General features: G+C 35.6%; 16 protein-coding genes. All 16 read right to left on the reverse strand.

The window, feature by feature from the left end; translation table 11 throughout:
- Window positions 1-48: 48 nt before the first annotated feature.
- From AACY93_RS04275 to AACY93_RS04350, 16 genes are read right to left on the reverse strand one after another with little or no spacing between them, the layout of a single operon-like run.
- Entirely contained in the window at window positions 49-1110 is a 1062-nt protein-coding gene (locus AACY93_RS04275; RefSeq protein WP_286852599.1) for a methyltransferase, read from the reverse strand.
- Window positions 1103-2266, reverse strand: a complete 1164-nt coding sequence (locus tag AACY93_RS04280; RefSeq protein WP_286852598.1) for a beta-ketoacyl synthase N-terminal-like domain-containing protein — start codon at window positions 2264-2266, stop codon at window positions 1103-1105. The genes AACY93_RS04275 and AACY93_RS04280 overlap by 8 nt, the downstream gene beginning before the upstream one ends.
- Window positions 2259-2711 (reverse strand): acyl-CoA thioesterase, encoded by a 453-nt coding sequence (locus AACY93_RS04285; RefSeq protein ID WP_007647485.1) that lies wholly within the window; start codon window positions 2709-2711, stop codon window positions 2259-2261. Before AACY93_RS04285 ends, AACY93_RS04280 begins: the two co-directional genes overlap by 8 nt.
- Window positions 2689-3957: an ABC transporter permease gene (locus AACY93_RS04290; protein WP_286852597.1), complete on the reverse strand. Its 1269-nt coding sequence runs from the start codon at window positions 3955-3957 to the stop codon at window positions 2689-2691. Before AACY93_RS04290 ends, AACY93_RS04285 begins: the two co-directional genes overlap by 23 nt.
- Entirely contained in the window at window positions 3950-4693 is a 744-nt protein-coding gene (locus tag AACY93_RS04295) for an ABC transporter ATP-binding protein (protein WP_286852596.1), read from the reverse strand. Before AACY93_RS04295 ends, AACY93_RS04290 begins: the two co-directional genes overlap by 8 nt.
- A 1-nt stretch (window position 4694) precedes the next feature.
- Window positions 4695-5693, reverse strand: a complete 999-nt coding sequence (locus AACY93_RS04300; RefSeq protein ID WP_286852595.1) for a BtrH N-terminal domain-containing protein — start codon at window positions 5691-5693, stop codon at window positions 4695-4697.
- Window positions 5683-6093 (reverse strand): hypothetical protein, encoded by a 411-nt coding sequence (locus AACY93_RS04305; protein ID WP_286852594.1) that lies wholly within the window; start codon window positions 6091-6093, stop codon window positions 5683-5685. The genes AACY93_RS04300 and AACY93_RS04305 overlap by 11 nt, the downstream gene beginning before the upstream one ends.
- Window positions 6093-6500: an ABC transporter permease gene (locus AACY93_RS04310; RefSeq protein WP_286852593.1), complete on the reverse strand. Its 408-nt coding sequence runs from the start codon at window positions 6498-6500 to the stop codon at window positions 6093-6095. Before AACY93_RS04310 ends, AACY93_RS04305 begins: the two co-directional genes overlap by 1 nt.
- 53 nt (window positions 6501-6553) lie before the next feature.
- Window positions 6554-6988 (reverse strand): hypothetical protein, encoded by a 435-nt coding sequence (locus AACY93_RS04315; RefSeq protein ID WP_286852592.1) that lies wholly within the window; start codon window positions 6986-6988, stop codon window positions 6554-6556.
- 1 nt (window position 6989) lies between these two features.
- Window positions 6990-8123, reverse strand: coding sequence for a beta-ketoacyl-ACP synthase III (locus tag AACY93_RS04320; RefSeq protein WP_286852591.1), 1134 nt, complete (start codon window positions 8121-8123; stop codon window positions 6990-6992).
- 12 nt (window positions 8124-8135) lie between these two features.
- Entirely contained in the window at window positions 8136-9056 is a 921-nt protein-coding gene (locus tag AACY93_RS04325; RefSeq protein WP_286852590.1) for a dialkylrecorsinol condensing enzyme DarA, read from the reverse strand.
- Between the two features lie 13 nt (window positions 9057-9069).
- Window positions 9070-9951, reverse strand: a complete 882-nt coding sequence (locus AACY93_RS04330) for a lipid A biosynthesis acyltransferase (RefSeq protein WP_286852588.1) — start codon at window positions 9949-9951, stop codon at window positions 9070-9072.
- A gap of 22 nt (window positions 9952-9973) precedes the next feature.
- Window positions 9974-10216 carry an acyl carrier protein gene (locus tag AACY93_RS04335; RefSeq protein ID WP_007647495.1) on the reverse strand — a complete coding sequence of 81 codons (243 nt, stop codon included), beginning with the start codon at window positions 10214-10216 and terminating at the stop codon, window positions 9974-9976.
- Between the two features lie 10 nt (window positions 10217-10226).
- Window positions 10227-11441: a beta-ketoacyl-[acyl-carrier-protein] synthase family protein gene (locus tag AACY93_RS04340; RefSeq protein ID WP_040491284.1), complete on the reverse strand. Its 1215-nt coding sequence runs from the start codon at window positions 11439-11441 to the stop codon at window positions 10227-10229.
- Window positions 11442-11454: 13 nt separating this feature from the next.
- Entirely contained in the window at window positions 11455-12186 is a 732-nt protein-coding gene (gene fabG / locus AACY93_RS04345) for a 3-oxoacyl-ACP reductase FabG (protein WP_007647497.1), read from the reverse strand.
- A 46-nt stretch (window positions 12187-12232) separates the two neighbouring features.
- Complete coding sequence (locus AACY93_RS04350) at window positions 12233-13360, reverse strand: WG repeat-containing protein (RefSeq protein WP_286852587.1); 1128 nt, start codon at window positions 13358-13360, stop codon at window positions 12233-12235.
- Window positions 13361-13374: the final 14 nt, after the last annotated feature.

Genomic DNA, 13374 nt, shown 5'->3' on the forward strand with positions numbered 1-13374 from the left:
TGTTATTTTTAGTGAACAACATGTTGGGTTTTCAGAGTTCATTGTTGTTTACTTTTTTTTACATGCAAAGATGGTGTGATATTCCCCAACGGCTATATCTTCCTTAAGTTCCAATCCTGCTTGATCTATGAGTTTTTTTAACACAGTGCTTGGGTACATTTTACTATTTCCATTTGCCATAACCGTAAAATACAGCGAGGTTGCTTCCAGGATAAACTTGGCATTGTCAAATCGTTGTCTATCTGTAAAGGTTTCCATAATTAAAACTTCGCCATGGTCATTTACAGCTGCTGCACAGGCTTTTAAAATGGTTAGAATCTCATCTTCAGAAAAACAATCTAGGAATTGACTCATCCAAATGGCATCAGCACCTTTAGGTAATTGAGGGTTTTTGGACAACCAATCTATCTCATAATGACTCACACGATCTGCAAAACCAGCAGCAGCCACATTGCCTCGTGCAATTTTTAATTGACCTGGCAGATCTATCATTTTTATAGAGACAGAATCACTGTATTTACTGCCACTTATGGCAAATTTTCCTGTATTGGCACCAACATCGTAAATGGTTTTTGGGTTGTTTCTAAAAACAAATTCCATGGCTTCTTGAAACACTTCATCTGAATAATGATGGTCAAATTCAAACCAAGCTTTTTGAACATCTGGCTGAAGAACCGATAGACCTTCGTAGATGGTTTTCCAGTTTCCCAACTCTTTCAATCCTGCAGGTTTTCCGGTTTCAATAGCCTCTGTTAAATGAAAAAGTCCCTTATAACATACTTCTTGGGTAAAATTAATGTTCACATCTACGGTCTTATCAAAGGCCAAGAAATATCCAATGGTTGTTAACTCAAAATTTCCTGCTTCGTCTTTATCAACTATATTATAGCTTTCGGCAATTTCCAATAAAACACCAACGCCATAGGTACTGATGTTTAATTTTTTTGAAATATCTTCTAAACCAATGCCACCTTTTTTTCTATTTTGAAAAATTAGATTAAAAATCCCCAATTTTCTTAAGGAAACAACTGCTTGAAAAACAAAAGGAGCAAAGGCTATCTTTTCGGCTTCTTGAACGGCATCTATAGCTTTAATACGGGTTTTAGACATGATTTTTTGTTTGGTTTGATTTTTTTAATATGATGGCTGTATTGCAACCTCCAAAACCTGAAGCAGTTTTTAAAAAGGTTTTTAATTCTCTTGAAGTGGTTTTTGTAATTACGTTGATAGGCTTTGTAACGCCTATAGTGTCAAATCCTTTGGAAACGTAAAGTGTATTGTTGTACAACGAGTGCATACCTACAATGGTTTCCAGTAATCCGGAAGCACCTAAAGTATGTCCAAAATAACCCTTTAAGCTGTTTAAAGGCACTTTTTGCAATTGCATTCTGTTAAAGGCAATGGCTTCCATTTCGTCGTTAAACATGGTAGCTGTGCCATGAGCCGAAATATAATCGATTTCCTGTGCTGTTAAGTTAGCTTGGTCTAGAGCCAATTTTATACTCCTATATAAACCTTCACCTGTCCTGGAAGGACCTGAAATATGGTTGGCATCGTTACAAGAGCTTTCACCAAGTATTTCCACAGCTTCTTTGGCAAGGTTTTCACTGCTTTTTGTAACTAAAACACTGGCAGCTACTTCCCCAATATTAATGCCTGTCCGGTTTTTGTCATAAGGTTTGCAAGGTTGCTGACTTAGTGCCTGAAATGAATTGAAACCAGAGAGGATAAATTCGGTAACAACATCTCCACTAACAATAAATACGTGGTCGTATGTGTTTTGTTGAATGTACCTTTTGGCAATGGCAACTGAGAGAATTCCGGAAACACAAGCATTTGAGACCACAATGGCTTCATTTTCAAATTTGAAAAATTCTTGGATATTTTTCCCCAATTCACTTAAGTAAGCACGTTCTTTTGGAAATGGATTGTTTTTGTCCAAAGCATCAATATTGCCTTTGGTGGTGGAAACTATTAAACCAACACGATCGTTCAATTTTATTTTTGAACTTTGAAGGACTTCATTTAAAGACGTTATCATCATTTTTTCCAAACGTGTATAATCTGTCTTTGGTTGAAGTTTCAAAAACGCTTTTTCCAGTGCTTCAGAATCGATCAAAGCTGAATAAAAGGGTTCCGGAAGGGCCTTGTTATCTTTTATCAATTGCAATCCAGATACCTCGTTGTGAATATTTTTCACAACGCTTTCACTATTGAAACCAAGTGAAGAGATAATGTTATTATATGACAGGTAAGCTTTAATCATCCAATAAACCTACGTTTTGTTTCCAATCTTTAAAAAAAGCTGGAATGGTTAGCCATAAATCGCCTTCCCCAATTTTATCAACAAACACCTGAATGGTTTCACCTGTACAAACCAATTGGTTGTTTTGGTTGTAAATTTCGTAACGAAACACCATTTTCGCAGCTTGACTATCTACATAAATGGTTTTAATGGTAGCAATATCGCCATAACGCAAAGGTAATTTATGGTCTGTACTGGATTTTACTATTGGAGTGGCAAAACCGTATTTTTTTTGATCTAAGTAAGAAATACCATGATGTCTGCCAAAGGCTTCCCTACCGTCTTCAAAATACTGGATGTAGTTGCCATGCCAAACAATTCCCAGGGGATCTGTTTCCACAAAGCGTACCCGTACTTGACTGGTATGCGAAATTTCTTTTGGTTTAAACGGTGTTTTTCTTTTCATTGTAAACTATGGCAATTATGGTTGTTGCTATAAAAAATAAAAATAACAAACTTATTTCAGGTAAAATATCCAATAAAGACCCATGACGCAAAAATACATCGTAAAAAGCATTTAAGCCCCAATTCATAGGTGAAATATTGGAGAGTGTTTGCATGAATTTTGGCATGATAAACACAGGCACCCAAACACCACCAAGAGCAGCTAAAATAACAACAAAGGTTGCCCCAAATGGAGCCGATTGTTCTTGGGTTTTTGCAATGGTTCCCAACAATAAGCCCAAGCCAATGGCAGCCAAACCAGCAAATATGGCAACCACAAATAGCAATGGCAATCTTCCAGAAATATCCAAGGTTGGCAATCCTATGGCTGGAAATACATAAAGGCCAACCAATAACATTAAAACAAATTGAATTAGACAAACGGTTAAATAAATGAGTGTCTTTCCTCCCAGAACTGTTGCATAGGATACGGGATTGGTTCGCAACCTTACAAACGTGCCTTGACTTTTTTCTTTAACAATATTGATGGAAAGTGGCACGATTATAAAAAAGATGGCAAACAAGGTCCAAGCTGGTACATTGTGCTGAACCGAGTTTGGGATGATATCTTTATTATTGGTTTTAGGCAAAATCTCTTTAAAAGTGATAAAGTTTTCAGTTTCAAATATAACTTCGGTTGGATCGTCTGTTATTTGTTCTTGAAATGCTTTGTAAATAGATTGGGTTTCAATTTTTGAAACCATTTTATCGATGCCGTTTTTAACGGAACTTTTAAACGATACTTGGGTGGCAGGATCGAAATAAAGTTTAACCTCTTTACTTTCAACAGGTATTTTTGTCAAGCTGTCTGTTTCTTCTTCCAGACCAAATTTGGAGATGATGCCATCTACATTTTGGGCGACCTTTTGTTCCAACCCAGAACTTAAGTTTTCTGGAATAACAATGGCCAATTGGTAAGCTCCCTTAAAAACCAAGTTTTTGGCAGCTTCTTCTGTGTTTTCCAGAATAACTTCAAAAGCATTGGAATCTTTTAGACCTTCTAAAATGGTTTCAGAGACAGTACCTTGGTCGTTATTTACAACCAAAATGGGAATTTTTGTGTCTGCTACGGTTTTAAAGGTGCTGTCCTGAATTAAAGTAATGGTTACTATAAGCACCAAAGGCATAATAAAGAGAATGGCAATACCACCAATATCTCGGATAAGCAGTAAGAATTCTTTATGTGCTGAAGCCATTAATTTATGCATGATCTCTTAAGGCTTTTCCGGTTAAACTTATAAAAACATCTTCCAGATTATGTGCACCTGGATTGTTGTTTATTAACTCTTTGGGTTTTCCTTTAACAATCAGTTTCCCATGGTCTATGATGGCTACACGAGTGCAAAAGGTTTCGGCTTCGTTTAGGTGATGTGACGTATAAATAATGGTTGTTCCATTTTTATTTAATTCCTGAAGGAATTCTATAATCACATTTTTAGACTGAACATCCACACCTACAGTGGGCTCGTCCAAAAACAATACTTTAGGGTTGTGCAAAATACTGGCAATTAAATTGACACGACGTTTCATACCTCCAGAAAAAGTGTCAATTTTTTTATGTGCAAATTTTGCTAATCCTAAATGGTCTAAAGAATTATGAATTTTTTCGTCAAGCGATTTTCCTTTTAAACCATACATGCTTCCAAAATATTTTAAATTTTCGAAGGCTGTCAAAGAAGGGTATAGCGCGTATTCCTGAGGCACAATGCCTATAAGTTGCTTGAGTTGGTTTTTATGTTCTTTATAAGTCAAGCCTTTAATGCTAAAAGATCCTGAAGTAGGTTTTATAAGGGAGCATAAAATGGAAATCAATGTGGTTTTTCCAGCACCATTAGGTCCCAAAAGCCCAAAAATCTCTTTTTCATCTATGAACAGGCTTAAGTCAGATAAGGAATAGTTATCTGCTTTTTTATATTTTTTGGAAACATGTTCAATATGGATCATTTTATTTAATGGCTTTCTTTAGTTTTTTAAAGAACACTTCTTCTTTATCTGCTATGGCTTCCAATTGCAAAGCAACCTGGTTATAGGCATCTTCTTTAGCACTACGGTTTTTGTAAATTCTTGAGGCATCTACGGCAAAATCTCTCCATAAATCGCCAATAGTGGTCATTTCTTTAGATAAATCAGATAATTCAGGTTTGTTTAAGATTTTGCTGGACTCCTGTAAAAAAGCAGCAAATATATATCTAAAACCTCCACCTCCAGTTCCAATTTCCTCTTGCATTCTCACTATTTGACCTAAATAATGATTGGCTTTTTTTGTGCCTTTTTTCTTAGGCCATTTTCTAATAAGCTTGGCAGTATAGCGAATGCCTTTAACTCCAAGAACTGGAATTGGCGCCAACATGTCTTTACAGGTATGTTTAATGCCTTTAACAATGGCTTTTTCTATATCCAATTCCTTAGGGAAATCTACAGGATAGTAAATATGACCTTTTGGGGCAAAAGCTCCTTTGGCAAAACGTACTTTTTCTAACTGCTTGTCAGTTAAAGTAGTTACATTTTCCATTACTGGATCGCTAATTAAATACGTGTTGTTTTCCTTGCCATAGACCACTAGGTTATGTGCATTGAAATGAAACCGATATTCATCTGGAAAATACACCAAATGATAGACGCCAACTTGAAGTCCGACAGGATTGTTGTTTTTTAAATTTTCGTCTAAAACAGCTTTCGCTTTTTGTGGATTTTTAAATTTTTCGCGTTTAATTTTTATTCCAACACGTTTGGCAAAGCGCTTAAAAATAATACCAGGTAAGGCTCTGTAGGTAAATGCTGGCGCATGGTTTACCATTAAAAAAGGAATGTGACAAAACAGCAAGCCCGAACCTATGCCAAAAGCCAAAGGTTCGCTTACTTGATAGCCATGATGTTTCATTAAATTAGAAATCACACCATTTTCGCAATGTGCCGATTGATGGTGCGTGAAATTAATTTTCATGAAGTTGAATATTTTTTAATTGCTGAATGCTTATCTCGAAAACATCGGCATATTTTTGTAATGTTTTATCTGAGAGTTTTTGAAACACTTGTGGTTTGAAATGTCTCTTTACACGCCATTTCCACATCCCAACATAACTTGCTAAAATAGGTAAATCCATTTTATGATACTCCATGTAATACTCAATAGGACTTGTTTGATGGTTTAAAACACGTTGTTTGGCATCTTTAACACGAAGTTTAATTTCTTCAATGGCTTTGTTTAACGCAATGGTTTTAGGATCCCAACCAGAACTGTTAACGGTTGTGTACTCCCCATTTTCGTCAACAGCATAACATAACTCCTTAAAGTTGGCCGATTCTAAATTGCTTTTATCTTGTGGCACTTCATCTTTTTTCATTATTTTGAGTGTTCTTTCAGTTCTTGGATCACTAAATTTATTTCACAAGATAACAATTCTTTACCGTCTTCTGTTATAAAGCAATCAATGGAACACATGGTAAATTGGTCTGTGTTCAATCGGGATTTTATATAGGCTTTGGTAGTTATGGTTGTGCCTACTTTTGCACAAGCTTTGATGTTAATTTTTTTTATGGCACTAATAAAACCTATAAGTTTGGCTGAACACCCTTCCAGGTCGTCTTCGTCAAAATAACTTTTTCCAACTATGGAGGAACAGGTTTGTGCTGCGTTTTCTATCATGCCAGCCTCGTTAAAAACCCCTTCTTCATTAAATATACATTCAGGTTTTATGTGGAAACAGGTTGAAACATGCTCATCGTCAATGGTTAATACTTGATCTACCATAAGAAAAGGCTCTCGATGAGGTAAAAATTTCTTTATGTCTAAAAAGTGAAAATTCATTGGTTTGCAATAACGGTTTTCATTTCTCCAGAGGCAATTTCTACCTCAGTGGCATTATATACTTTTACGGCAACCATGGTCACGCCATTAAATTCGTGTAAAATATCTACTTTGGTTGTAATGATATCGTTTAAGGCTGGTAGTTTTAAAATATCCACTTTTTTAATGGAGCCAATATATCCAGTAGGTGCAACTTCATCTTTTAGAAAAAAATCGTAACCAGTATGTAAGGCTACTGTTTGCGCCATATTTTCAATAAGTCCAGACTCCAATAAGGTGTTGTTTTTTAAAAACAGATTGGTTTTCAGTATCTTGAAAGTAGATACGACATGGGATGGGGAAAAATCCAATAAGGTATCCACCATAACAAATGGTGTTTTTTGAGGGATTAAATGCGAAATATTTGTTATTGGTAGTTGCTGCTGTATCATTTTAACACACAGTTAAAAGCGCATAAGCATAAGCAAAACGCGCACTTTCTGGAACAGAAAGTAATATGTTGTCTCCTTTTTTCAGTTTTCCTGATGAGGCAAGTTCTTCCAACATAATGTATATGGAAGCTGCACCTACATTTCCAACTTTACTTAAATTCATAAACCAGTTTTCCCAAGGGATTTCCACACCTTGTTTTACCATTTCTTCGTATAATTTCTCTTTAAAGTAGTAAGAAGAGATATGTGGTAAGTAATAGTCTATGTCTTCTGGTTTTACACCATGTTTTTCCATTGCCATTTTTAAGCTGTCCACACCTTTTACAAGTATGTTTTCGCCCAAAAGCTTGACGTCCTGTTTCATGGCAAAAAGTGATTTTTTACTCCATTGATCTGAAGGATATTCGCTCCAAGGTTTTAAAAACCCTGTTTCCAATTTATCTGCTCCTGCATACATACAGGCATCTAGTTCGTGTGCATAAGAGTAGCCTTCCATCCACTCTATTTTAAGTGGAAGATCTCCATTTGGTTCGTTTTCCAACAAGAAGGCGCCTGCACCATCTGAAAGCATCCAGCGTAAAAAATCTTTGTTAAAGGCTAAGATGGGATTCTCTTCCAGAGTGTTTAGGTGTTTTAGTTCTTCTTCAAAAGTGTCTGACATCATCCAAGAGGATGTGCGTTCGGAACCTGTACACACAGCATTTTTGGTTTGCCCTGATTTTACAGCCAAAAAGCCATATTTTAAAGCATTCATACCAGAGCAACAAGCTCCAGAAGGCGAGTTTATTTCGGTATTTCCATTTTTAAGGAAACCATGAACCATGGCAGCATGTGAAGGCAAGATTTGGTCTGGACTAGAGGTGCCACAGGATAACAGTTCTATGTCGTTGGGTTTTAAGTCATCATCATAAAGCTTTTCTATAGCTTCTTTGGTTAATTGTGCATTGTTATGTGTAATGTTCCCTTCATCATCTATGGCATAGTATCTTGTTTTTATTTGATTGTTTCTTAAAACTATACGTCTTCCTTTAGAGGACTTTCCATCAATGACTCCTAATTTATCTTCCATTTCGTCGTTTCCAATAGGACGATTAGGTAAAAACTTTGATATTTTAGTAATATATACTTCCTTCATTTTTAAAACCTTCTATTTTAATGCAACAGATGAGTAATATTCTTTTTCCTTTTTTAATTTACCATATAAAGGTAAATAAGTCAACAAAAATAAGATAAATACTATAGGTGCAATAACCCAAATGGCAAATAAAAGATAATAATTAAACATTTTTACATATAATTGCCGTTTTGTTTCATTTTTTTTGCCTTTGGAAATAATGAAACTTGCCCATTTTGAGAAAATTACGTTGGCTCGTTTATCAACAGTTATTAAAAAAGGTTTGATGTTTACGGCTTCCTTTTCCAATAATTTGTCTTGTAAGGTTGCGTAATTGTTGTCGATGAGATGATTTTTAATGATGGGACTGAATTTCACGGAATGATCGATGTCTTTTTGGGAAACACCTGGTTTAGGAAAAACACCCAAGAAACGTTCTTTTTTTCCAGAAAACATCCATTGTGCAATGGTAATGACACTTATATGGTTTATGTGCCTGTCTGCCAAAACAATATTGCCTACTAGTTGTGCTTGAAGTTCCAAAAGTTTTTTCTTCATTTTTTCCTGAGCCATAATCCACATGTTCCTACAGCCAATAACAGTTATTACAGGCGTGTTGGCAAACAACTTTTTGGCATCTGGAGTGTTTAAGAAAGAGGTGGTTGGTAGCGAAGGTGTTAGGTACCAAATGGAATATCCAAAAACAATTAAATCGTATGTTTTGTTAAGGATGGATTCTGGAACTGGTTTGGTTTTTTCGGGTATTTGTAAAAAAGTTTCGGGAAACACACCGTAAAACTCTTTTTTGTTCCATGGAAACGGAAACGGTTTTTCCATTTCAATGTTAAGAAATGTTAGGTTTGTTTCAGGGGTTTTTAAATCTGAAACAATATTATTTACAATTTCTGTTAACTGTCCAGACTGCGAATAATGTATAACTAAAACTTCTTTCATTTGTATCTGATAATTATTTTAGGGCATTCCAAAAATCGAAATAGTTAAACCATTGCAAGGGATGTTTTTTAAGCATCCATGTTACACTTTGGGTATATTCTTTTAGTAAAGCTTGAGCATCCCTGTGTTTTGCCTGAGATTTTCTGGCATACAAATGGTAATGCTTGTTGGTTTCCTTCATAACATACACAAACAATACTGGTACGTTAAGCCTGGAGGCCAACATAAATGGGCCAGCAGGGAACTTTGCTTCTTTGCCCAAAAGTTCTTCTGTTAAAAATTTAGAACCTTTAACATAGCGATCTCCTGTAATGCAGACAATTTCATTTCTTGCTAAGGCTGCATTCACTTCAAAAATATGGGAAAGGTCCTCTTTTATTAAAATTAATTTAATGTTCGATTTTTTCCTAACACTGTCCAAATATTCTTTTATGGCCGTGTGTTCCACATCTGTGGTTAGTAAACTTATAGAGGCATTTTCTTCCAAGACACCAAAAAAGTGTTCGGAAATTTCAAAATTTCCAACATGAGCACTAATTAGGACGCCACCTTTTTTTGCTTTTAAGGTTTCGTTTATAAAATGAACTCCATCAGATTCGTAAGTAAATCTATCACTCAAACCTGAGGATATGGCTATTTTATCCAAAATGGTTTGTCCAAAAACATAGTAACTTTTAAAAATGCCAAAAACACTTTTAAGTTTTGAATATTTTAAACGATGCCTTAAATAATAATAAATGGATTTGGTACTGTCTTTAGAAAAGAAGCAAAAATATGCTGCCACAAAATACAGAATAAAGTAAGCTGCTCCTATTCCAACTTTCTTCATGAAAAACACGAAGATTTTGTATCCTAGAACAGTTCCTCTGGATTTACCTTGCCATTCAGCAGCCATATTATGTTATAAGTAGAATTGTTTAGCTTAATTTACGTTCAATAAGCGCATAGAAATCGCTAAGCGACTTTACGTTAATAAAATCTTCACCAACCAATTTTACGCCAAAATTAGATTCTACGGCAACCACAAGGTCAACAAAATCCAAACTGTCCAGCTCGAGCGTTTCTTTTAAATTGGCATCTGGTGAAATATCTTCACTTTCAACTTCAAATTCGTCAATAAGAAAGTCGTTTATCTTTTCAATAATAACCTCTTTAGTCATTGCCACACAATTATTTTTTAATTATTAATGCTGAATTTGTTCCCCCAAATCCAAACGAATTGGACAAAAATACATCAAATTTTTTATCTAACGTTTTGTTAACAAGATTTAATTTGGATGCTGCTTCATCTGGTTGTTCCAAATTAATGTTTGGAGCAATAAAATTGTTTTGCATCATAAGAACCGAATACAATACTTCGCTGGCTCCTGCCATCCAACATTCGTGTCCTGTCATGGATTTTGTTGAACTTACATAAGGTCCTTTGTCGCCAAAAACTTCAAAAATGGCTTTGGCTTCATTAGCATCCCCAACTGGAGTTGAAGTGGCGTGCGCATTAACATATTGAATGTCTTTTGGGTCTATTTGGGCTTGGTCTATAGCCATTTTCATGGCTCTGGCAGGACCATCCACATTTGGTGTTGATATGTGGTCTCCATTTGAAGAAAAACCATAGCCTATAATTTCTCCATATATAGGAGCGCCTCTTTTTACGGCAGACTCATAGGTTTCCAAAATAAGGGTTGCTGCACCTCCACTAGGCACCAAACCGTCCCTATTTAAATCGAAAGGTCTACAGGCCTTTTCAGGTTGGTCGATATTTTTTGAAAACACACCTAAGCCATCAAAACTTCCCATAGCAAGTTTGTTTATTTCTTGGGCACCACCACAAATAATATAATCTTGCAAACCACTTTTTATTAATTGATATGCCATACCAATGGAGTGAGAACCACTGGCACATGCAGCACTAATGGTAAAATTGACCCCTTTTAATTTAAAGATGGTAGACAGGTTCATGGTGACCGAAGAATTCATTCCTCTAAAAATGGCCCCAGAACCTACAAGGGTTGTATCTTTTTTCTCCCTTATGGTATCGTTGGATTCTATTATGGATTTTGCAGTGCTGTCATTTCCGTACAGAATACCAATTTCATGAGTGTCTAAAAATTCCTCGGATATTTGAGCGTTTTTTAGGGCTTCCAAGGTGGCTACATAAGCATATTCACCTTCTTCCCCTAAACTGATACGCTGTCTTCGGGACAATAGGTTTTTGAGGTTAGGCGCTTTAACCATACCTGTTAAAGGTGAACGGTATCCAAATTCAATACGTTCGTTATCTATGACAATTCCAGACGTTCCTTTATATAAAGATTCTTTTACTTCTTCTAAATTTTCTCCTATACAAGAATATATTCCCATTCCTGATATCACAACTCTCCTCATTCCTTAATTTAATTTACGAGTAAATACCTCCATTTATATTTATAACTTCACCAGTAATATACGAAGCTTTTTTTGAAGCTAAAAACGATACAGCATGAGCGACCTCTTCTGGTTCCCCAAACCTGTTTATTGGAATTAAATTTTTTAATTCGGCTTCATTCAATTCGGAAGTCATATCCGATTTAATAAAACCGGGAGCCACAGCGTTAACGGTTATTTTACGTTTGGCCACTTCTTGTGCCAAAGCTTTGGTTGCTGCAACCAAGGCACCTTTTGCAGCCGAATAATTGGTCTGTCCTGCAGTTCCTTTAACACCAGAAACGGAAGCTATATTTATTATGCGACCATATCTGTTACGTAACATTTTTTGGATAAGATGGTTGGTCACGTTAAAAAACCCGTTTAAAGAGGTGTTAATCACATCTTGCCAATCGGTTTGTGGCATCCACATAAAGAGTCCATCTTTTGTAATTCCAGCATTGTTCACTATCACCTCAATGGTAGCTTCTTTGTTGTTTTCTTGCCAAGTATCTAGTGCTGTTTTCACCTGTTCGGCATCTGTTACGTTAAATTGAATGATGTCTCCTGTGTTGCCTTCAGCTTCAACTTCTTTTAAAGTGTCTAAGGCAGCTTCTTTGTTGTTGTTGTAATTTATTAGTATGTGGTAGTCTGTATCAATTGCTAATTGTTTGCAAATGGCTTTTCCAATCCCTCTAGATCCACCAGTAATTAGGGCACATTTCATGTATTTGTATTATTTTTTTTGTAAGTATTTAGGATTTGAGCAGCTGCTAATTGAAAAGTTCCAAATTATCAAATTGTAACCCTTTGATAACTTCACCATTGGTATTTATGTAAGACCAAGATTTTTTTTCCTTAACTCTTGCAACACCATCCTTAAAGCCTTTTAGGTTGTTTTTTTGGAAAATGGAAAATCCTCCAGCTGTAATATCATATTTTTCTTCAATTACCAATTTTCCTTCAGTGTTTATGAATCCCCAAAGTTTTGAGGATTTAACAGGTGCTAAACCATCTTCACTAAAAATTTCGGCATCTTTATATTGAAAGGGGATCACAACGTCTCCTTTGGTATTTATGTAACCCCATTCCTTGTCTTTCATTACAGGGGCCAAACCCTTAACAAAGGCGCGAGCTTTATCGTAAGCAGGTTCTATGATCCATTCCCCTTTATTGTTGATAAAACCAATTTTATCTCCTTTTTTAGCATAGGTAATATTGGAGTTGTTAGAGAAATCCCAGATTTTTTCTGCACCTTCAACAACTTTAAATTCGTTATTGATGATAAGGCCATGGGTGTCACCAAGATTGGCTACCACGTTTCCATCGTAGTAATTGCTAACTCCATCATATTCGGTTTTAACAAAATAGTTTCCAGAAGGATCAATTAAACCCCATTTTCCGTTTTCTAGAACTTTGGCATAGCCATTTTCAAAATCGAAAGCCTTGGTAAATTTTACTGGAACAACGGTTTCACCTTTAGTATTAATAAATCCTACGGAGTCTCCACTTCTAATAATGGCATAACCTTCTTTAAAGTCGTAAATTTTGTCTGTTGAAACATTGGTTAATGTGGGTTCTCCTTTGGTATTTATATACATCCATTCTTTATCTTTAAGAACAACTGCAATACCAGAATTAAACTCTTTTGTTTTCTCAAAAGTGGGTTCAATAACCCATTCGCCTTTACGATTAATATAACCCCAAGTTTTGCCATCATTGGATGCTTCAGCTAAATCTTCTGAGAAATTTTTAGCCACTTTAAAATTGGGTTCAATTTGCCAGTCTCCCGTTTTGGTAATATATCCATATTTACCATTTTGGTTAGCCAAAGCTAACTCTTGGGCATGAAAATGTATGCTTACAAAAAGCATTACGATTAATAGCACTTTAGTTTTCATAATAAATAATTTGA

Source organism: uncultured Xanthomarina sp. (assembly GCF_963971605.1).
Lineage (GTDB): Bacteria > Bacteroidota > Bacteroidia > Flavobacteriales > Flavobacteriaceae > Xanthomarina > Xanthomarina gelatinilytica.